At 48.4% G+C, this 21,294-nt stretch carries 20 protein-coding genes and 1 tRNA gene; 5 read left to right on the top strand and 16 right to left on the bottom strand.

Going from position 1 to position 21,294, the window contains the following annotated elements; translation table 11 throughout:
- Positions 1-238 precede the first annotated feature (238 nt).
- Genes BUB30_RS31320 through BUB30_RS31305 form a run of 4 tightly spaced genes read right to left on the bottom strand, consistent with a single transcriptional unit; the run spans position 239 to position 4,637 of the window.
- Entirely contained in the window at positions 239-1,528 is a 1,290-nt protein-coding gene (locus BUB30_RS31320) for an adenylosuccinate synthase (RefSeq protein WP_073142429.1), read from the bottom strand.
- Between the two features lie 26 nt (positions 1,529-1,554).
- Complete coding sequence (locus BUB30_RS31315) at positions 1,555-1,884, bottom strand: STAS domain-containing protein (protein WP_073142427.1); 330 nt, start codon at positions 1,882-1,884, stop codon at positions 1,555-1,557.
- The gene (locus BUB30_RS31310) at positions 1,881-2,375 is read right to left on the bottom strand and encodes a Fur family transcriptional regulator (protein ID WP_073142426.1); all 495 of its coding nucleotides are present in this window, start codon (positions 2,373-2,375) and stop codon (positions 1,881-1,883) included. Before BUB30_RS31310 ends, BUB30_RS31315 begins: the two co-directional genes overlap by 4 nt.
- Positions 2,376-2,417: 42 nt before the next feature.
- Positions 2,418-4,637 carry a RelA/SpoT family protein gene (locus BUB30_RS31305; RefSeq protein ID WP_073142424.1) on the bottom strand — a complete coding sequence of 740 codons (2,220 nt, stop codon included), beginning with the start codon at positions 4,635-4,637 and terminating at the stop codon, positions 2,418-2,420.
- A 126-nt stretch (positions 4,638-4,763) separates the two neighbouring features.
- Between BUB30_RS31305 and BUB30_RS31300 the strand changes: the two genes are divergently transcribed.
- From BUB30_RS31300 to clpX, 4 genes are all read left to right on the top strand, one after another.
- Positions 4,764-4,848: transfer RNA gene (locus BUB30_RS31300), tRNA-Leu, on the top strand.
- A gap of 84 nt (positions 4,849-4,932) precedes the next feature.
- Entirely contained in the window at positions 4,933-6,279 is a 1,347-nt protein-coding gene (locus BUB30_RS31295; RefSeq protein WP_073142422.1) for a trigger factor, read from the top strand.
- 207 nt (positions 6,280-6,486) lie between these two features.
- The gene (locus BUB30_RS31290) at positions 6,487-7,161 is read left to right on the top strand and encodes a ClpP family protease (protein ID WP_073142421.1); all 675 of its coding nucleotides are present in this window, start codon (positions 6,487-6,489) and stop codon (positions 7,159-7,161) included.
- 99 nt (positions 7,162-7,260) lie between these two features.
- A complete protein-coding gene (gene clpX / locus BUB30_RS31285; RefSeq protein WP_073142419.1) occupies positions 7,261-8,493 on the top strand; it encodes an ATP-dependent Clp protease ATP-binding subunit ClpX in 1,233 nt (410 codons plus the stop codon).
- 114 nt (positions 8,494-8,607) lie between these two features.
- Here the strand turns inward: clpX and BUB30_RS31280 are convergent, their stop codons facing one another.
- Both BUB30_RS31280 and BUB30_RS31275 read right to left on the bottom strand, forming a co-directional pair.
- Positions 8,608-9,042 (bottom strand): hypothetical protein, encoded by a 435-nt coding sequence (locus BUB30_RS31280; protein ID WP_073142417.1) that lies wholly within the window; start codon positions 9,040-9,042, stop codon positions 8,608-8,610.
- A gap of 212 nt (positions 9,043-9,254) precedes the next feature.
- Positions 9,255-9,830 (bottom strand): YceI family protein, encoded by a 576-nt coding sequence (locus BUB30_RS31275; protein ID WP_073142416.1) that lies wholly within the window; start codon positions 9,828-9,830, stop codon positions 9,255-9,257.
- Between the two features lie 117 nt (positions 9,831-9,947).
- Here BUB30_RS31275 and BUB30_RS31270 point away from each other — a divergent pair, with 117 nt between their 5' ends.
- A complete protein-coding gene (locus BUB30_RS31270) occupies positions 9,948-10,310 on the top strand; it encodes a winged helix-turn-helix transcriptional regulator (RefSeq protein WP_073142415.1) in 363 nt (120 codons plus the stop codon).
- Positions 10,311-10,508: 198 nt separating this feature from the next.
- Here BUB30_RS31270 and BUB30_RS31265 read toward each other — a convergent pair whose 3' ends face one another.
- The 10 genes from BUB30_RS31265 to BUB30_RS31220 form a co-directional block, all read right to left on the bottom strand.
- A complete protein-coding gene (locus BUB30_RS31265) occupies positions 10,509-10,862 on the bottom strand; it encodes a hypothetical protein (RefSeq protein WP_073142413.1) in 354 nt (117 codons plus the stop codon).
- Positions 10,863-11,084: 222 nt separating this feature from the next.
- Positions 11,085-11,906: a CheR family methyltransferase gene (locus tag BUB30_RS31260; RefSeq protein ID WP_073142412.1), complete on the bottom strand. Its 822-nt coding sequence runs from the start codon at positions 11,904-11,906 to the stop codon at positions 11,085-11,087.
- A gap of 1 nt (position 11,907) precedes the next feature.
- Positions 11,908-13,671 (bottom strand): PAS domain-containing protein, encoded by a 1,764-nt coding sequence (locus BUB30_RS31255; RefSeq protein ID WP_073142411.1) that lies wholly within the window; start codon positions 13,669-13,671, stop codon positions 11,908-11,910.
- A complete protein-coding gene (locus BUB30_RS31250; protein WP_073142409.1) occupies positions 13,668-14,252 on the bottom strand; it encodes a chemotaxis protein CheC in 585 nt (194 codons plus the stop codon). Before BUB30_RS31250 ends, BUB30_RS31255 begins: the two co-directional genes overlap by 4 nt.
- 7 nt (positions 14,253-14,259) lie before the next feature.
- Complete coding sequence (locus tag BUB30_RS31245; protein WP_073142407.1) at positions 14,260-16,023, bottom strand: chemotaxis protein CheA; 1,764 nt, start codon at positions 16,021-16,023, stop codon at positions 14,260-14,262.
- 22 nt (positions 16,024-16,045) lie between these two features.
- Positions 16,046-17,086 carry a chemotaxis-specific protein-glutamate methyltransferase CheB gene (gene cheB / locus BUB30_RS31240; protein WP_073142405.1) on the bottom strand — a complete coding sequence of 347 codons (1,041 nt, stop codon included), beginning with the start codon at positions 17,084-17,086 and terminating at the stop codon, positions 16,046-16,048.
- Between the two features lie 7 nt (positions 17,087-17,093).
- Positions 17,094-17,450: a response regulator gene (locus BUB30_RS31235; RefSeq protein ID WP_073142403.1), complete on the bottom strand. Its 357-nt coding sequence runs from the start codon at positions 17,448-17,450 to the stop codon at positions 17,094-17,096.
- A gap of 18 nt (positions 17,451-17,468) precedes the next feature.
- Positions 17,469-17,939 carry a chemotaxis protein CheD gene (locus tag BUB30_RS31230; RefSeq protein WP_073142401.1) on the bottom strand — a complete coding sequence of 157 codons (471 nt, stop codon included), beginning with the start codon at positions 17,937-17,939 and terminating at the stop codon, positions 17,469-17,471.
- The gene (locus tag BUB30_RS31225) at positions 17,936-18,448 is read right to left on the bottom strand and encodes a chemotaxis protein CheW (RefSeq protein ID WP_073142509.1); all 513 of its coding nucleotides are present in this window, start codon (positions 18,446-18,448) and stop codon (positions 17,936-17,938) included. The genes BUB30_RS31230 and BUB30_RS31225 overlap by 4 nt, the downstream gene beginning before the upstream one ends.
- Positions 18,449-18,540: 92 nt before the next feature.
- Complete coding sequence (locus tag BUB30_RS31220; RefSeq protein WP_073142400.1) at positions 18,541-21,174, bottom strand: PAS domain S-box protein; 2,634 nt, start codon at positions 21,172-21,174, stop codon at positions 18,541-18,543.
- Positions 21,175-21,294 lie beyond the last annotated feature (120 nt).

Genomic DNA, 21,294 nt, shown 5'->3' with positions numbered 1-21,294 from the left:
TTTTCTTTCTTAAGAATCAATCACAAAAACCCCAACCTCGCGGCTGTAGTTTTCGTGGGTCCGCTATCAATTATCATCCATTCAAAGAACGTGTTACCTGCCATGGGGCAGATAAGTGGGGTTACATCTCTAATCTCTTATTGAGCACCCTGATTCACTCTGTTTCGCCCGATCCTTCTGAAAGGGGATGCAAAGGTATCTTTTCACCCCCACCTGCGCAAGGGGTGATCAAAAAAAATTACATAATTTTCTCTTTCCGGTATACGGTCTGGGTACGATCGGGACCCGTAGAAACCAGCGTAATGGGCACCTGGAGCTCGGCTTCCAGGAATTTTATGTAGGTATCGAGCTCAGCCGGCAAATTTTGTTTCGAAACTCCGTTGGAATTCAGATCGGTGCTCCAGCCCTTTAATTCTGTATAAATCGGCGTAATTTTTTCGTTGACCAGTTCGTAAGGCACCATATCGGTGATCGATCCGTCGGCCAACTGGTATTTTGTGCACGCTTTTATGGTCGAAAAAATGCTGAGCACGTCGGCTTTCATCATCAAAAGTTGTGTCACACCGTTGATCATGATGGAATATTTCAGCGAAGGGATATCAATCCATCCACAACGACGCGGTCTTCCCGTAGTAGAACCGAATTCTCTTCCCTCCTTGCGCATCAATTCACCTTCATCATCCATGAGCTCCGTGGGGAACGGTCCGCTTCCCACGCGGGTGCTATACGCCTTAAAGATGCCGTACACTTCGCCGATGTGTCGCGGAGCAATACCCAGTCCGGTACATGCTCCGGCAGTTACTGTGTTTGAGCTCGTCACAAAAGGATAGCTTCCAAAATCGATATCCAGCAATGCGCCTTGTGCGCCTTCCGCCAGAATGGTGGCGCCGGCTTTCAATTCTTTATTGAGAAAATATTCGCTTTCGATAAGGTTGAAAGTCTTTAGCGATTGGATGGCCTCTAAAAACTGTTCCTTCAATTCATTCCAGTTATACTGAATGTCGTGATCTTTCAGGATCTTGAAGTGGATGTCGGTGAGCTTGTTGAACTTCTCCTGGAATCTATCCGAAAGAATATCCCCCACGCGCAATCCCTGGCGGCCGATCTTGTCCTGGTAGGTGGGACCGATGCCTTTCAGTGTCGATCCGATCTTGTCGTCTCCCTTTGCCTTTTCGTAGGCCTGGTCCAGCAAACGGTGCGTGGGCAGGATCAACGTGGCCTTCTTCGAGATGAAGAGGTTGGCGTTTACATTCAGATTATACTTCTGAAGCTTTTCTATCTCTGTCTTAAAGACAAACGGATCCAGCACAACGCCGTTGCCGATGATGTTCTTCGTTTTTTCACGAAAGATGCCGGAAGGGATTTGATGCAATACATGTTTGATGCCGTCGAACTCCAGCGTGTGGCCGGCGTTGGGGCCTCCTTGAAATCTTGCCACTACATCGTACTGGGGCGCCAATACGTCCACGATCTTTCCCTTGCCTTCGTCGCCCCACTGAAGGCCCAATAATACATCTACCTTAGACATCTCTGAATCTTAAATTTTCTTTGGATTTACTTAATCACTTCTGCTTCCGTCTGAACGATTTGAAAAATGGCGTTCAGCTTCGTGATCACCAATAATTTCTGGACGCTTTCGGAGGGTTTCATCAAATACACTTCTCCGCCCTTGTTTCTGAACTTGGTAAGAATGGTAATGAGCACCCCAATTCCGCTGCTGTTGATGTAGCGGAGGCCGGAGATGTCGACAATGCACGTCAACGCTTTTTGCTGGATGGCATCGGTCACTACTTCGATGACCGAGGCGCCGCTGTCTTCTCCGATGAGATCACCGGACAGCCTCAGGATGAGGCTATTGTTCTTTATTTCGTGTTTGAAAGTCATACTCCGTTTAAGTTGTTGAGGGCGGCGGCTTCCCGTTTGTTCTCACAATTCACCCGGGTGCACGAGGCATATAATATGAGTGAATGGTGCATGACGTTGAAGTGCAGGATCTCCTCCACCGTGTTTTGTATGTTCTGGATCCGCGGATCGCAAAACTCCACTACTTTGTGGCATTCCGTGCAAATGAGGTGGTCGTGTTGCTTGTAGCCGTAGGACTTCTCGTATTGTGCCAGGTTCTTGCCAAACTGGTGTTTGCTCACCAGGTCACACTCCACCAGCAAGTCCAGCGTGTTGTAGACAGTGGCCCGGCTTACGCGGTAGTTTTTGTTTTTCATGCTGATATACAGCGATTCCACATCGAAGTGGCCGTCGCGGGAATAGATCTCTTCCAGGATCGCATAGCGTTCCGGGGTCTTGCGCAGCTCCTTATTTTCCAGGTAGGCTGTGAAGATTTTCTTAACCTCGTCGTATATCTTGGTGTTGAGTGCCATTTGAAATAACGGGCAAAGATAGCAGGATAAAATAATTACGGCCTATTCTTTTGAATCAAATCGGCTCACTTTTACCACGCCTTCCACGCTGCGGAGTTTCTCGATGAGCTGCTCCATATGCCGCGTATCGTTCAAATAAAGCATGATTTCGCCTTCAAAAATGCCGGAATCGGTGTGAATGGACATGGAACTCATGTTCACCTTCAGCTCCTCGGAAATGATCTTGGTGACGTCGTTGATGAGCCCTACCCGGTCGGTGCCCAGGATCTTGAGGCCGGTGAGGAAGGCCACTTCGTGCTGGGAGGTCCACTTGGCCTTTACCACGCGGTTGCCGTGGTGGGACAGCAACTCGGGGGCGTTGGTGCAGTTGGTGCGGTGTATTTTTATGCCTTCGTTGACCGTCACAAAACCAAAAACATCGTCGCCGGGGATGGGCGTGCAGCATTTGGCCAGTTTATAGTCCACCACGTCCATATCTTCGCCAATCAGCAAAATGTCTTCGTAGCGGCCTTTGGCTTGTTTGATCTCCTGTTCAATCGACTTGGCATCGGCCACCTGTGCATTGGGGCGGGCCCTTATGGGCGATGCGGGCTTGTTTTCGGCAAATTTCTTGATGTCGGCCGAAGTGATGAAGCCGCGTCCCACTCTATAGTAGAGTTCGAAATTGGCGGGGACCTTGAAATATTCGCGCATTTGCTCCAGCAACTGCTGCGTGGGCTCTTCCTTGAGCTGGCGCAGCTTTCGGGCGAGTATTTCCTTGCCTTCTTCTGCAGATTTCCGCTTGTCTTCCTTCAGCTCGTCCTTGATCCGGGCCTTTGCCTTGGAGCTCACCACAAACCGCAGCCAGTCTTCGTGGGGCTTTTGTTTTTGGGAGGTGAGGATCTCGATCTGGTCGCCGTTCTTCAACACATAGTTGATGGGCACCAGCTTGTTGTTGACCTTGGCGCCGATGCATTTGGAGCCGACCTGGGTATGGATCTCGAAGGCAAAATCCAGCGCCGTGGCCCCGTAGGGCAGCGTTTTGAGTTCGCCTTTGGGGGTAAAAACAAATACTTCCTCGCTGAAAAGATTGCCGCGAAAATCGTCCACAAAGTCCAGGGCCGAGTGGTTGTTTTGTTCCAGCAGGTCGCGGACGCGGGCGAGCCATTTTTCGAGGTTCGATTCGGCGGTGGTGTCGCGGTCTTTATATTTCCAGTGGGCGGCATAGCCCTTTTCGGCAATTTCGTCCATGCGCTTGCTGCGGATCTGGACCTCTACCCATTGGCCGTTCTTGGCCATGACGGTGGTGTGCAGCGACTCATAGCCGTTGGATTTGGGTGTACTGATCCAGTCGCGGAGCCGGTCGGGGTTGGGGGTGTAATAGTCTGTGACGATGGAATATACCTGCCAGCAAAGCGCTTTTTCATATTCCACGGTGGTGTCGAGGATGATGCGGATGGCAAACAGGTCGAACACCTCCTCAAACGGGATGTTCTGTTTCCGCATTTTGTTCCAGATGGAATAGATCGACTTGGGCCGGCCTTTGATCTCGTATTCGATCTTGAGCTTGTCCAACTCGTCCTTGATGGGCACCATAAATTGTTTGATGAACTTGGTGCGGACGGCGCGGGTGGCGTCGATGTTTTCGGCGATGCCGTTGTAGACGGGCCGGTCGGTAAATCTGAGATAGAGGTCTTCCAGCTCGGTTTTTATGGCATTGAGTCCCAGGCGGTGGGCCAGGGGCGCGTAGAGGTAGATGGTTTCGTTGGCGACCTTGAGCTGTTTGTTCCGGGGCATGCTGTCGAGCGTGCGCATGTTGTGCAGGCGGTCGGCGAGTTTGATGAGGATCACCCGGACGTCGTCCGACAAGGTGAACAGCATTTTCCGGAAGTTCTCGGCTTGCTGGGAGGTGCCGTATTCAAAGACGCCTCGGATCTTGGTGAGGCCATCGATGATGCGGGTGATCTTTTTGCCAAACATCTTTTCGATGTCGGCGAGCTCGATGTCGGTGTCTTCCACCACGTCGTGCATGAGGGCCGCGATGATGGAGGTGGTTCCCAGGCCGATCTCTTCCACGCAAATCTCGGCCACGGCCAGGGGGTGGAAAATGAACGGCTCGCCCGACTTCCGTCGCATGTCTTTGTGGGCTTCCAGTGAGATGGTGAAGGCTTTCTTTATCAGCTTGGCGTCGCCATCCTTGAGGATGGGCTTGGCTTTGCGCAGTAATCTCCTGTAACGGTTAATGATCTCTTTCTTCTCCAGTTCGGCGTCTATTACCATTATTTACGGCAGATTTGGTGTGTTTGAGCGGTTTTTGTAAGTCGTTAAGAGTAAAAATGACTTTTTTCTGATAACAAATACAAACTATTTCTTATTTGTGAATATTCCATAAATTTGCGCCCTCCTTTTGCGGATGTGGCGTAATTGGTAGCCGTGCCAGACTTAGGATCTGGTGCCGAAAGGCGTGGGGGTTCGAGTCCCTCCATCCGCACCATTGAACCCTTGATGTTCGTTTCTTTAATCAGCACGGGCGTTGAGGGTTCTTGGTTTATCTGGTAAAACAATAAACAACTTAACTTTGGAAATTACATTAGACAAAAAGAACAACACCGAAGGTTTAATTAAAATTAAATTAACCGAAGGTGATTATCAACCCAACGTTGAAGAAAAAGTAAAAGATTACGCTCGTAAAGCAAACATCAAAGGTTTCCGTCAAGGAAAGGTTCCGACCGGCGTGATCCGGAAAATGTTTGGCAAATCCATCCTCGTGGACGAGATCAATCATCTGCTTTCACACAAGCTTTCTGACTATATCAAAGAAAATAATCTCAAGATCCTGGGCGAACCCCTTCCCAACACGGAGAAGGCTCTGACCATCGATTGGGATGTTCAAAAGAATTTTGAGTTCGAATACCAGATCGGTATGGTCGATGATTTCCCTTACGAACTTTCTTCCAAAGTGAAAGTACAGTCGTACCCGATCGAAGTGGACCAAAAGACCATCGATGAAACCGTGAGCGACCTGAAGAAGCGCTTTGGCAAGGTGAACTATCCCGAAACCAGCGAGGCCGACGACAACTTGTTCGGTCCCTTGAAAGAGACCGACGGCGACTTTAGCCGCGAGCAATCTTTTATCGCTGTGGATAAAATAGAGAAGAAAGAGCAGAAGAAATTTATCGGCGTAAAGAAAGGCGATGCCATCGAATTTGACATCGACAAAGTTTTTTCGGACGAGAATTTGAAAGCTCAGGTACTGGGCGTTTCTCCCGAGGAAGCAAAAGCTAAGAAAGGAAAATACATTCTCACGGTGGAGACCATCAGCCGCACCGAACCCGCCGAATTGAACATCGAATTGTTCGACCGCGTGTTTGGCAAGGATGCTGTGACGGACGAAGCCGGATTTATTGCCAAGATCAAGGAAACGATCGGCGAGAACTACAAGCGCGAGTCGGACCACTTCCTGGAGCACCACATCGAAGATCATTTCGTGGCCAACACGTCCATCAACCTGCCCGACGATTTCCTGAAGGCCTGGTTGAAATCCAGCAGCCAGGGTCAGGTGACCGACGAAGTGCTGGGCCAGGAATTTGAAGCCTACAAGCGCGGTCTGAAGTGGGACCTGGTGAAAAACCGGATCGCCGACGACAACAAGATCACCGTAGAAGCCGACGAAGTTCGCGCCAAAGCCAAAGACCTGATCATCTCACAATTCGGTGGTCATGCATTTGCTGAGCAGCTCGGCGACAAGCTCGACGCCATTGCCGACAACTATCTGCAAAACGAGAACGGCCAGAACTTCATGAAGCTCTACAACCAACTGCGTTCGGAGAAGATCCTGAAGTACATCCGCGAGCACATCACCGTACAGGAAAAGAAGGTGACCGTGGACGAGTTCAAGAAGATCGTCGAAGAACACAAGCACTGAGAAAATGGCACCGGCTGGCCAGTGTCTGCCGGGATACAATAAAATAATAACTTTACACGACTATGGTTTTAAGGCAACTTAAAACCATTTTCTTTTTAAGGGGGTTATAGGGTTGTATTTTAGCATCAGGATGCCTATGATTGTTCTACCGGCGAGCAAGCACGCCGGCATCCTACCTCAAAAAAATCGTATCATAAACCTCAAATTATGGACTATAACAATGAATTCAGAAAGTATGCTGTTCACCACATGGGCATGAGCGGCAATACGATCGACAGTTACGCACAAAAAATCCAAAACATGACCCAGTACGTCATCGAAGAGCGTCCTGGGAATTTCCGCGCCATCGATGTGTTTACGCGGCTGATCTCTGACCGGATCATCTTCCTGGGCATGGGCATCGACGACCAGATCGCCAACCTGATCACGGCCCAATTGCTGTTTTTGGAGTCGTCGGACCCCAAGAAAGACATCATCATGTACATCAATAGCCCGGGTGGGTCAGTTTATGCCGGTTTGGGCATTTACGACACCATGCAGTATGTGAACCCCGACGTGGCCACTATCTGTACGGGTCTGGCCGCCTCTATGGGCGCCGTGTTGCTCACCGCCGGTGCGGCCAAGAAAAGATCGGGTCTGCCCCACTCCCGCATCATGATCCACCAGCCCATGAGCGGCATGCAGGGTCAGGCGTCGGACATGGAAATCAGCCTGAAACAAACGTTGGAGGTGAAAAAAGACCTGTATAACATCATCGCCAAGCACAGCAACCAGAAGTACGAAAAGATCGAAAAAGACTCGGATCGCGACTACTGGATGCGTTCAATTGAGGCTAAAGAGTACGGCCTGATCGACGAAGTGCTCGAGCGCAAAAAGATCTGATCCTTTTCGCCCGATATCCGTTTCACACCGATGTGCCAAATATTCACTACTTTTGTAGTGAGTTTGGCACATCGGTTTTATTTTAAATTCCTTTAAGTTATGGCTGAAGTTACCTGTTCATTTTGCGGCAGAAGCAAGAAAGACGTTGACCTGATGATCTCCGGCATCCACGCGCACATTTGCGACAAGTGCGTGACCCAGGCAAACCAGATCCTGGGCGAGGAAAAGAAAAGCAAGACCGAAGCCGGTTTTTCCCCCAATTTCAAGCTCATCAAGCCCATGGAAATCAAGAAGTTCCTGGATGAGTATGTGATTGGCCAGGACGAAGCCAAAAAGATCATGTCGGTGGCCGTCTACAACCACTACAAGCGGTTGATGCAACGGAAGCTCGACAGCGATGTGATGATCGAGAAATCGAACATCATCATGGCCGGCGAAACCGGTACCGGCAAAACCTACCTGGCCCGCACGCTGGCCAAACTGTTGCAAGTGCCCTTCTGTATTGCCGACGCCACCGTGTTGACGGAAGCCGGTTATGTGGGCGAAGACGTTGAAAGCATTTTGACCCGCCTGCTCCAGGCGGCTGATTATAATGTGGAAGCTGCGGAACGCGGTATTGTCTATATCGATGAGATCGACAAGATCGCCCGCAAGTCGGACAATCCTTCCATCACCCGCGACGTGAGCGGTGAAGGCGTTCAGCAGGCCCTGTTGAAATTGCTGGAAGGCACGGCGGTTAACGTTCCGCCCCAAGGCGGCCGGAAACACCCGGATCAGAAAATGATCACGGTCAATACCGAAAACATCCTGTTCATTTGCGGCGGTGCGTTTGAAGGCATCTCCCGTTTCATTGCTAACCGTCTGAATACACGGCCCCTCGGCTTTGTGGCGGGAAGCGACAACGCCCATCCCGGTTTAGACAAAGACAACCTGTTGCAGTTCATCACCGCGCAGGATTTGAAGAGCTTTGGTTTGATCCCGGAATTGATCGGACGCCTCCCCGTGGTGTCGTTCCTCAATCCCCTGGATAGCGAAGCGCTCCGGAAGATCCTCACCGAGCCGAAGAATGCTTTGATGAAGCAGTATAAGAAACTGTTTGACATGGAGAACATCGAGCTCGAGTTCAAAGATGGCGCGATTGATTTCATCGTTGAGAAAGCGATGGAGTTCAAGTTGGGTGCGCGCGGGTTGCGCAGCATCTGCGAAGCGATCATCAACGACGCGATGTTCGAGTTGCCTTCGGAGAAGAACCTCGACCGTTTGGTGATTACCCGAGCTTATGCGGAGGAGAAGTTTAGTAAGTCTCAGTATAGCAAGTTGAAGGTAGCTTAGAGAGGTTGTTGGTGGGACACCAACAACGGCGGTGGCCTTCGATCTGTGATCGGAATAAATAAAAAAGCCTGGAGTGATCCAGGCTTTTTTTATGGGCTCTTGCGTTACGTGTCGTTATGATTTGAGGCGATTTTTAAAAGATTGTTTCACGCCTTGGTGAACACCTGCATAGAAAACCAGGCTCTTGCCTTTGGTCACCTGGATGAAGGACCTTACTTTGGAGTGGAGATCTTTTCGGATGATCCACCGGTAAACAACCATTTTTATTTTAGGGAAATTTCTCTCCAGTCTTTCCTTGATCACCTTCGTTACAATCTCGAAGACGATGAACCCAAAGACGATGGATATGATCCACTCCAATTGGTGAAATGTTTCTTTGTTGACGATCGTCTTTTTTGCTGTTAGTCCCCACAGGTTTTTGATGCTCCGGGTTTCGAAGAAATGTGACACAAGGCCTGTTGCCGATACGCCGATGAGGAAGCCGGCGAAGTTGCCGGTGAGCTGCTCATACAAGTATCGTAAAACGGTTCTTAGGTTTATGTTTTTCATTGGGGAATGGGGACCGTGAATTCCCCTAAAGTAATGTCAATATCGCTGACGAATTACTTTAGATTAATTCAAATCCTTACATGCCTTTGAAAAGGGGAAACGACTGGCGACGACGCAACCGGATCCTGGAAGGAATTCCATAAAAAAAGGACGGGCACTTTGGCCCGTCCGGAAGTAAATATCATTTGGCAGCTTTCAACGGCTGCGTTGGCTTATCCCTTCACAAACTCAGCGTTGGTGCTGATTTCAACCTCATCGCTCACCACGGCTCCTGGCACGGTGGCGCCGATGGCAAAATCAGAGCGCTTTAGTTTGCCGCTCACCTTGAATCCGGCGATGGTCTTTTTTGTATAGGGATGAATGGCGGTTCCGTTGAAGGTCACATCCAGTTCGACCTTTTTTGTGATCCCGTGCATCGTGAGGTTGCCTTCCACCTTATATTTTTTGTCGCCCACTTTCTTGAAGGAAGTGCTCTTGAAGGTGAGCGTGGAGAATTTCGCTACGTCAAAAAAATCGGGGCTTTTCAGGTGGCCGTCGCGCTGGTCGTCGTCCGTATTGATGGAGTTTATGTCGGCGGTAAGTTCGATCACGGCATTGGAGAAGTCATCCTGTGCCGACGTGATCTTGGCATCGAAAGATTTGAAATTGCCCTCTACGTTGGAGACCATCAAGTGCGTTACACTGAATTCAAGTTTGGCATGGGACTTATCCAGCGACCAGGTTTGGCCAAAGGAGGCATGGAAGGAAAGCGACAGCAAAAGGAAGAAAAATACAATGTTCTTTTTCATGGATAATTTTTTCGTTTTTTAAGTGGCTTCAAAATTACCTACATTTGCTATACATAAGTAATCACTATACTAAAGTATACCGGTATACTTTAGTATATCAGCTAACAAAAAGTCGCTATGGTCAAAATATCAGAATTGGAACAGGTGAAGAAATGTTCGGGAACGTATGTGTTGGCGGTGAACGACACCCTGAACGTGATCCACGGCAAATGGAAGCTACCCATTATCGGATCGCTGCACTTTGGAAAGAAACGATTTAAAGAACTCGCGCGCGAGATCCCCAAAATAACACCTCGCATGCTGTCGAAGGAACTGAAAGATCTCGAGGTGAACGGCATCGTGACCCGAACCGTGCACGGCACGATCCCGGTAACGGTTGAATACGAATTAACTAAATCGGGGGAGTCGTTCAATGACGTGTTGGACGTGATGGTGAAATGGGGGCTTCAGCATCGGAAAAATTTCATGGGTAAACGTTAAGGTGACAGGATCATTTAAAGGTATACTCATGTTAACCTACTGCGAATAAATTCATCATTATCTTTTAAGATAATCGAATAAAATGCATCCGCTGATGTTGTGGAATTGAGCATAAAAATACCCACCGCGTAGAAAAAAATACGCATTGATCAATCATCGGATGGGCGCGTTCAGAAAGGTCGAACGCCAAAAGGTCCATCAAAATCGGAACTCATCCGTGGGGAACAGGGAGAAATAAAGTTGTTGTTGCCAGGAACTCTTGCCTTCGATTTTTTTAAGAAGTGGGTTTACGAATTTTGAGGTGAAGGGGACCACGCTCTGGATTTCTGAAAATTTCAAGACGGTGCAATTGAGCATATGCCCTGTTGCATCGAATGGGGCCAGCAAAAAGACCAATTCGCTGTCGAGGATGATCTCTTTGACGACGGTGACCAAGGTTGGGGGATCGAGCTTCTGAGAGCTTATGCCGATCATGGAATTGTTCTCCTTGCTGATGAGCAGGCTTGATAATACTTGTTTAGGCTCTTCGCAAAATCCGAGGGGTTCGGTCATTGGGTGAAATTAAAAGCGGTGATTTCAACAAGATCAATTGGGGTACCGTAAAAAATGTGCCAAGGAATCCAGGAGCCAGAATCCAGGAGCCAGAATCCAGTAGTCAGTAGTCAGTAGTCAGTCAGTAGCCGGGACTGAATCGGGAATTCAGCGGTCCTGTAGTCGTTGGGTTCAAATGGGGTTGGGATAGGGGGCGTGAGGGCGAGGTTGGGTATGGGTGGGCTAAATTTTTTGGAAAATTTTGGCTTCGGCGTCAACCAGGAGAAATTTTTTGTTGTCGATCAGGTGACTCATGGTGTCAAAAAAGCCGATGATCAGATAGCCTCCTGTATTTAGTGCATCGTAGAATTTGGCCAGCAGGCGGATCTTGGTGGTCGCGTCAAAATAGATCATTACGTTCCTGCAAAAAATAATGTCGAAATGGTTTGGGGTTGGGTCGGTGATCAGGTTTTGGTAGCGGAAAGTGACGTGGGCTATCAAATCGGGGTTCATGATGGCATTCTCGCCATCGGTGGTGAAGTAGTTTGAGAAATCGTGGTGGGTATTGAACTGTCGATAATTTGCTTTATTCTCGCTCATCTTGAATTTAGGATAGACTCCGCTTCTGGCTTCTTCCAGTGCCGCGGTATTGATATCAATCGCGAGGGCTGTAGTCTTCTTCTGCCAGCCTGATTCATTGAGAAGAATTCCTAGCGAGTAGACTTCTTCTCCTGTTGAGCAGCCGGCATGCCAGACCGAAACTGTGGTGCGCACTTTAAATTCGTTGGCTAAAATGTTTTTTAGGTTTTTCCATAGAACCGGATCGCGAAACATGGAGGTCATGCCCACGCTGATCTCGTTCATAAAAACATGAATGAATTTCGGATCGCGCAAAAATCTCACCCACAGGTCATGGATGGAAGACAAATCGAACAGGCCCATCACGCGAATGATCCGGCGCCGCAGGGACTTGGGTTCATAGCCCGTGAAATCGATGCCATAGCGCGTGAGAATGCTTTGGGTGAAGGATTGGATCTCCGCTTCGCTAACAGTTTCAAGGGGCATCTTACATGGCGGCTAAAACCGATACGCTTTCTTTGACCTCCTTCACCAGGATCACGACCACCTTTGTTACTCTGCCCTCCGGATTCCGGATAACGGAAAGTGTTACTTCGTAAGAAATTTCGCGATCCGGCGTGACCAGTGGGAGGATGATATTTGAAAATTCATCTGTTAAAACTTCGGCGGCTTTCTTCTTCCAGGCGAAATGATAATACGGTGAAATAAAGTCCAGAATCGTTTTGTTTCGAAGTTCCAGGCGAGACACGCCGAAGATCTTCATAGCCTTGTCGTTGGCGGTTTTGCAGGAAAATTGATCGTTAAATTCGATTACCGGGAGCGTCAATTTCAGGGCATGAACCATCCCATTCAAATCGCTCATCTTTTCCTTTTCCTGTGTCGTGAACTGGGCAAACATCACGATCTTCTTCGGGGCATCTCCACTCACTACAATCGGGTTGAACGTGCCTGTCAGCCAGAACGCTCTCCCGGTCTTGTCTTTCATCCTAAACTCACCCGAAAAGGATTTACCCAGTCTGAGGTTCTCCCACATCATGACCACCGTTTGATCATGCCCCATCAGAAAGTCGTAATTCTTTCCCGTGAGCTCGGCCAATTCAAATCCCATCACCTTCAGGAAAATATCGTTGGCTCCCTTCACGTTCCCAGTCAGGTCGAACTCAGCCGTGGCCAACGTAATGTCAATTGCGTTAATAATGCCGGAAAGTTCAGCTTGCTGGTGAGCCATTTCGTTCTGTGCAGTCGCCAGCTTCTCGAGATTTTGCTTTGTCTCTTCCTCTCTCGACTGCAATTCTTTCGTCAGCGCGTTCGATTCTTCCAAAAGCACCTGTGTCTGTTGGATACTCTTAATGGAAGCTATCTCAGACGCAATATCCTCACATACTCTTTTTAGAAATTGAACCTGGTGGGGTTTCATCACTTCAAAGAAGGCAAGTTCAATCGCGCCACAAAAGACGTCGTTGACCATCAATGGCGCAACCACAATATTTCTAGGCGTCGCGTAACCCAGGCCCGATGTAATTTTTATGTAATCCTTGGGCACATCCGTTAGAAAAAGGAAGTCCTTTTCGAGCATGCACTGCCCCAACAAGCCCTGGCCCTCGAAAACTTTGCCTTCCAGATACTTCCGCTTTTCATAGGCATAGCATGCCGTTAACTGCAAATATCTGGCTCCTTCTGCATTCTCGTATTCAACAAATAGCGAACCTTGATTGGCGTTGGTATACTTTACCAAATTGCCAATGATCTGATTTCCGAAATCCGCTATTTCAGTCTTACTTCGCAATACTTCGCTGAACCGGGCAAGGCCCTCGTTGATCCAGGCGCGTTTGTCCTCTTCATCTTTTATGCGCACCATTTCCGTGCGAATATTTTGCAGGGCCTTTCCAATGGCATCATTTGCAGGGCCCTCACCGGTCATCTCTTTGCTGGATAAGTTGGCAATCAAGTTGGCCGTGGTCTCAAATTTTTTATGTAACAAGGTTTGATTCTGCTGCAGGCGGATGAGGTTATTGAAAGACCACTTGGAATACTTTTTCTCCTGGCTTAATATTTTGTCGGATTCTACCAACAACTTAAGTACATATCGCATCCCTCCATTTATCATGACCATTACCGACAACAAGGTCATTATCGCAAAGCCCACTGCAAACCAACTTTCATGTCCAGAATTGCCGGACCAACACATCACCCCGGTGCCGGCCAAAGCAACGAGGAAGAGCATGCAGGCGGCGATTACTCCGGCCTTCATACTTTTTTCTTTGGGATTAATTCAAAGACTTCACTGCTTATTTTCCAAATAAACTGTGGATGAACCCTTCCGCGTTTTTCAAACTGAAACGTGGTATTCGAAAAAATAATGCTGGAGGGATCGTCTTTGCTCACTTCCGCCTCCATAAATTCCTGTAAGTTCCGGGAATGTATTTTTACCAACTGGGGAACATCTCCATATATTTCAAGCCCCAACGCATTGGACAACTCCGAGACGACCGAGGCCGACATGATGTTATCCATCTCCAACAGAAAGGCTTCGTTCAGCACCGTATCCTGGACATTCAAGCCGACTGCCTTAAATATCTCAAGGCTTTCGTCCTGATTAAAAATCAGGAAACTTTTTCCGGATATTTCGCCGATAATCTGAGTGATCAATATGTATAAGTCGCCTTCCCCCTCCGACAGGCACGAAAAATTATCGTCGTGACGGATCAGGACGGATTGAGCATTGCTGATGACAACTTGTTTATTGATCAGCCTGGAAAAAGATGTTGCCGCCCTTTCAAAACCGGTGTTCATCACGTGGATCAGGAAATTCTCACGGCTTCGATTATCCATAGTCAGCCTAGTTTAGGTTAAAATTCTTTGAAGATTTATGTTGTGCGGAGAGGCTAAAGATAAAATTCAGCAAATAGGGTACGTTCAACACCAGGCATACGTTGCCGCTCCCCAGGATCGTAAAACCACTGATAAACTTTATCCGGTCGACCGGTTTCATCAATGGCTTTTCTACAATTTCTTTTTGTTGCAAGAGCTTGTCTACCACAATGCCTACCGCGCGATTATTAAAATTCACTACGACAATTTCCAACTTCGTTTCGGGGTGGGTATCGTCAAAGGCGGCCTGGAAGAGTTTGCTATTTGCGCCTGCCTTTTCAGCTTGTTGCTCAAAAACATCCTGCAAAAAAACAATCGCGATATTCTTGCCCAGGTGGGTCGCTACCAGTCCGCCGCCCGCTTTGTGAATGTCGGTCTTGTAAAGGGAAATGACCGACTCGGTGTAGGCGAGAGGTATGGCATATACTTCACGTTTCAATTCAAACAACAACGATGATTTCACCGCCATGGAAGAGGGAAGCGTGAGTTGAATGACGGTTCCTTCTCCTTCTGTGCTGGCTAAACGGATGGTCCCTCCAATGGAATCAAGCGTTTTCTTTACCACGTCCATGCCAACGCCCCGGCCGGAGATGGCCGTTACTTCGTCCATGGTAGAAAATCCGGGTTCGAAGATGAGCATGCTCAAATCGGCATTCCCTAATTTTTCAGCATCCTCAGCAGTGATCAATCCCTTGCTGATGGCTTTGGCTTTTATTCTCTGATAGTTCAATCCCCTTCCGTCGTCGCTGATCTCAATGCGTACGGCATCCGTTTCGCTGCGGGCGCTGAGGGTGATCACCCCGTCCTTTGGCTTTTTCATGCTCACGCGCTCACCGGGTTCTTCAATGCCGTGGCCGACACAATTGCGGATCAAATGGATCAGGGAATCGCTTATCACCTGCAGCACGTTCCGATCAATTTCAGTATCGGTTCCTTCCAGCTTTAACACAACATCCTTTCCCTCGACCGACGCCGCATCCCGTACCACACGATGGAATTTGTTGAAGAGAAATCCCACCTGGACCAGGCGTACATCCATGACCGAATATTGAAGATCGGAGCTGATCCTGCTCAACCGCGCGTATTCATTCGAAGCATGCAACCCGCTGCTCGCTTGCGTGGCCAGTATCCTGTCTTTTTCAATGATCAGCTCCCCGACCAGGTTCAGGAGATTGTCAAGCTTGCGAACCGGAACCTGCACCAGATCGGAAAATGAAATTTTGTTGTCTGACTCACCGGGCCCAACCTCATCTGACCGGAAAGCATCTTCCACACCTGTTTCGGACGATTCCAGGACCAACGGCCTGTTGACGCTAGTCTCGGTGTGCTGAACATCGGTTGTGCGCTCTTTGGCGCGCTTGATCAGCACCTCTAACTTGGTTTTTATTCCTTTATATTTTACTTCGCTCTTGTCTTTAATGCTGTTGATGAGGTTACCCAGGACATCTGCCGCCTTGTACATCGAGGTGAATAGATTTTCGTCCAACGTCATTCTCCCATCGCGTACTTCTCCAAACAGGTCTTCCAGAACGTGCGCTATTTCATAGATCCCATTAAACCCCATTCCTGAAGCGTTGCCCTTCAAGGTGTGCGTGATGCGGAACAACGCATGAATTGTATTTTTGTCGTTTTTGTTTCTCTCCAAGAGCGTCAACAAGCGGTTGATCTCTTCGAAATTGTCCATCGCCTCTGCCAGAAAAATCTCTTCGTATTCGTCATCCTTATTTTTCATGTGCGTTGATTTTAAACTTGGTCTATAAACAGCTTACTATGAAACCAGGGATTTGTTTTAGGCTAACCACCTGCTTTACGGCCCCCCTTTCAGCGGCAGCTTTGGGCATGCCAAACACCACCGACGACTCCTCATCTTGTGCAATCGTATAGCCTCCCTTTTCCTTTATTTTCATTAGTCCCATGGTTCCGTCCTTTCCCATGCCGGTGAGAATTACGCCGATCGAGTGCTTGCCATAGGTATCCGCTACCGACTCAAAGAGACAATCCACGGAAGGATAGTTAAATTCATCATACTTCTTGCTCGTGAATGTAAACATGGGCGCATGGGTGAGGTGATTTTTCTCAATGCGCGTATTGACCTCGCCGGGGGCGATATAGATCATTCCACCTTTTACCATTTCACCCTTGCGGGCCAATTGAACAGGAAGGGGGCTGTTTTCATTTAAGCGCTCTGTAAATGTTTCCAAAAACCGGGTTGGCATGTGCTGAACAATAACCACGGGGATCTCCAGATTTTTTGGCAAATTATTGATGATGATTTCAACCGCTCCCGGGCCACCGGTAGACGCGCCGATCACAATAATTTCATAGTTCAGGGTTTTACCAAAACTATGAACGTGACTATTTGCCCTTGCCAGCTGTTTTGCTTTCAGCAAGGTGCAGTCGATCCTGGAGGCTTCCTTGATCAGATCCAATAGCCGATAATCTCCAACCCGCACCTGCTCCATGTCGGCAGGCTTGTCGATAAACTCAAAAGCGCCATACTTTAGCGCATCAAAGATCCGCGAGTCCGTTTTTTCCAATGAACTTAGCAAAATAATAGGCCGGGGGCTGCTCTCCATAATGGAACTTATCACATACAACCCATCATAGTCTGGCATTACCATATCCGTAATGACAACGTCTGCTTTTAATGCTACTGCCATGGCAGCCCCTTGTTGCCCATTTGTCGCTACTCCCACAAGCTCAATCGACTCGTCGCTGTTGATGATATCACTGATGACCTTTCGCATAAATGCCGAGTCATCAATAAGAACAGTGCGAATGCGATGGGCTGGCATGTGGGCGTTATGCTTTGTTGATAGCTTCTACCAATTGATCGTTTGTGAAAGGTTTCACGATATACGCTTTGGCGCCCAGCCGCAATCCCTCATTTACCACCGACTCCTGACCTACCGCGCTGATCATGACCACCTTTGATTTTAATCCCTCCTCCTGGTATACTTTTAATATATCCGTACCGATCATATCGGGAAGGATATTATCCAATGTGATGACATCCGGTTGCAGCTCAAAAGCCAAGTCAATGGCTTCCTCACCATTTGCCGCCTGACCTACCACGCTGTACCCTCCCGATTCGAGAGCGTCTTTAATGAGTGTTCTCATATACAGAGAATCATCAACGATCAATACACTCTTTGCCATGTTTCGTTTGATTATTAGTTAATAAATTCTACACTGACCATTTCCGGGTATGCGAACTTTCAGCTCTCCTGTGCTGCCACAAAATTTTGCCGTCCGGCACCAGTTGCCGCCCACATCGAGCGCAGCAATAAAAATTTTGTTTGCGATCAAGCGGCTCACCACGGATTCTGAATTTCTTAAACCGGCGCGCGTATTTACACCAATCACGTTGGCACCCCCAACCACTTTTGCCCGCAATGACGTGAGACTATTTCCGCATTTCTTAAACCGGTTGAGCATCTCTTCTAACGCTGTGGAAACGTTGTAAAACTTTGCACAGTCGTTTGGCCCCTTGTCATTTTCGGGCAGAAGAATGTGCGCGCCGCCGGAAAGGCCGGTAGTCCGATCCTGGATGAAGAGACCAATACAAGATCCCAGTCCAAAGCAGGTATAGTTTGCGGGACCTGGCGAAATGGCCACGTCACCAATTGCTAACGTGTACTCGATCATGCCGCCACTGCTGTTTTCTTTAGCGTGTTTGCCATCTCCTGGTCGATCACTTTAAAAATGTCGATGAGAATGATCAGGCGATGTCCCGCTTTGATAATGCCCTTTATATAATTTGTTTCTACACTGGCATCATTGACAATGCCCACCGACTCGTCTAAATCGGACGCATTTACCGACACCGTATTGGGAACTTCATTTACAAGCAGTCCTAATTTTACATCTTCACTTTCCACCACCAGGGTATACTTACTTCCCTGGTCTTGCGTGATGCCTGAAAGGTTAAAGCGGTCTTCCAGGTCAAAAATCGCAATCACGTTGCCACGTATATTGGCCACACCTTTCACATACGAAGGGGTTTGCGGCATTCGCGTGATCGTGGGTGTGATTACCACTTCTTTAATTTGATCGATGTGCAGTCCATACTCCTCATTGCCCAACTTAAATACCACAACCTGCAGCGCACGACTGGCACTGTTTTTTTGCTTCTCTGTACTTATGTCTTCTTTCATACTTATGTTTTTGAGGCGAAACAGGATTTTTAACACAAGCCCTACCGGATTGCCCAACCCTACATTGGACGATACCGGCAACGGGCCTGTTGTTATTTCTTAAGTTTAAATTGTTGAATGCCTGCCTGAAGTTCTGCAGCAACGGCCGACAGCTCATCGCCGGCTTTTGCGATCTCCATCATCCCACTACTCATTTGCTGGCTGGAGGTGGCAACTTGTTGTGTGCCCGCCGCCGTTTCCTCCGACACCACCACAATCTGTTCGAAATTCTTGACCACTGAACTGATCGATTCCTTCTGCGTCAGCGTAGCGGATTGAATTTCTTTAGAGGCGCCAAAGGTTTCCTCGCTCGACTTGGCAATCTCCTGGAAGATCATCTCCGCCTCAACACTCGATTTGTTTCCCTCCTTCACACTCGACTCCATGTTTTCGATGGCCTTCCCGGCGGCTTGCGTGTCGCGCTGTACATCGCTTATGATCTTTTCGATCTCAACCGCCGACTTCCGTGAATCCTCTGCCAACTTGCGGATCTCTTCCGCCACTACGGCAAAGCCTCTTCCGGCATCACCCGCGCGGGCGGCTTCAATGGCCGCATTCAACGCCAGCAAATTCGTTTGACTGGCGATGTCGGTAATGACATTCAACGTGCGACCAATTTCTTCCGTACGTTTGGTGAGCACACCAATGGACTGGGAGGTTTGCGCTGCGGATTCCTTTATACCACCCATATTGTTGACCAGTATTTTCACGGTGCGCATTCCCTGGTTCGAGCCCTCAAGACCTTTCTCGGCAGCTTTGTTGATCACGTTGGCCCGTTTTTCCATGTCATTCGCGGACGCCATCACATGATTAATAAGTTTGGAAGATTCATCCGTGCGTGAAGCCTGATCTTGTGCTCCTTTTGCCATTTGCGAAATGGCCGAGGCTACTTCGGTCGTATTGCGTTTCATGTCATCCGTCTTCTTCTGCAACAAATCGGAAGATTTAGCGACGACATCCGAGCCCTGACTGATATTGCCCAACACGTTATTGAGATTTTCCAAGGTTTTATTGACCTCCGCGGTGAGTCCGCTGTTATCCACCGATGTGTCGCAACGCAGGCTCAAGTCTCCTTTCGCCATGGCCTTAATTACGCGGATCACCTCTGTCATGTCCAACGCGTATTTCACTACCTTGATCGGCTTGCCATCCAAGTCTACGATTGGATTGTACGAAGCCTGAAGATAGATTTCCTCGCCGCGCCGGTTGATCCGGGTATACGTTCCCACAAAAAATTCTCCCCGTCTAAGCGAATCCCAAAAATTTTTGTACTCCGCGCTTTGTCCATGCTCAGGTGTTACAAACATGCGGTGATGTTTTCCTTTGATATCACTTAAGGAATAGCCAACGGTCTTTAAAAAGTTGTCATTGGCCGTAATGATCGTGCCATCCACGTTGAACTCGATCACCGCATTTGACCTGCCAATGGCTTCCAATTGTCCCTGGAAATCGATGTTCTTTAATTTCTGCCCCGTGATGTCGTTGGCTAATTTGATGACTTTAACCACGTTTCCTTTTTCGTCCTTCACCGGGGTATAATTTGCTTGGAGCCAAACGTCCGAACCGTCTTTAGCCCTTCGCTTAAATTCACCCACCTGAGCACTACCATTTCTTAAATTCGCCCAGAACTGTTCATATTCCCGGGAACTTGTATAGACAGACTCACAAAACATGCGGTGATGCTTTCCTTCAATTTCCTCGTGTGCGTATTTGACGGTCTTCAGAAACAAGTCATTCGCCTTCAACACTGTGCCGTCAACATTAAATTCAATATAGGCTGTGGACGCGTTGATGGCATTCATTTGCCCTTCAAGCTCCTGTTGCTTCACAATTTGCTCGGTAATTACATAACGCACTCCAATGTATTTGATGGGCTTACCGTTAGGACCCAATACCGGGGCGATCAACGCATCAACCCAATACGGGCTTCCATCCTTCTTGCGATTTTTAATTACGCCTCTGAAAATTTTTCCCTTGCCGATGGTTGTCCACACTTCCTTGAACACCGACTTTGGCATATCCGGGTGCCGGAACATGCTATGCGGTTGCCCGATACATTCTTCCCGGGTGTATTGAGATACTTCGCAAAGCAAATCGTTCACATACGTAATATCTCCTTTCAGATCAGATTCAGAGACTACGCAGGCCACGTTGATCTGATCCATGCGGGTTTTCAATTCGCGCTGCAGGCCTTCAATTTCCAGCGTCGAATTCTTCTGCTGCGTGATGTCTTTGATAAAGGCTGTGAATTGAGTCTCGTCGGCCACCTTCGTTTTGCTCAACGAAAGATTGATCCAGAATCTCGTTCCGTCTTTTTTCGTCGCTTCCAGGTCGCGTCCAATGCCTACTACTTTATTAACGCCGGTGTTTACGTTGTCCTCTACATATTGATCATGCACGCCCTGGTGCTCCATGGGAACGATCGTTTTCACGTTCTTGCCCATTACTTCCGCGCTGCTGAAACCAAACATCTTTTCGGCCGACGCATTATAGAAAATGATATTTCTTTGGGCATCAATTTGAATGATGGCATCCACCGCCGCGCTGAGCGCTTGCACGTTCCGATCGGCCAGCTGTTGAATTTCCTGCAATCGCTTTTGAAGATCTTCCACTAAAGAAGCACCTGCTCCGGTTGACGAACCGCCGCCTGCCCCATTTTCCTTTTCCTGGTACAAATTTTTGTTCATTTTCCTCGGTGTTTTAGATTTCGATTTATTTGCGTTTCCTTCCCTTGGCTGAGCCTCCAGTCGCGTCCTTGCGGAACTGGATTCTCTGTCTATGGTTTGTTCCGGGTCCACGGTCCTATG

The organism is Chryseolinea serpens (assembly GCF_900129725.1).
GTDB lineage: Bacteria > Bacteroidota > Bacteroidia > Cytophagales > Cyclobacteriaceae > Chryseolinea > Chryseolinea serpens.
Note: the sequence above shows the minus strand (reverse complement) of the source record. Positions and strands in the feature narration are given on the sequence as shown.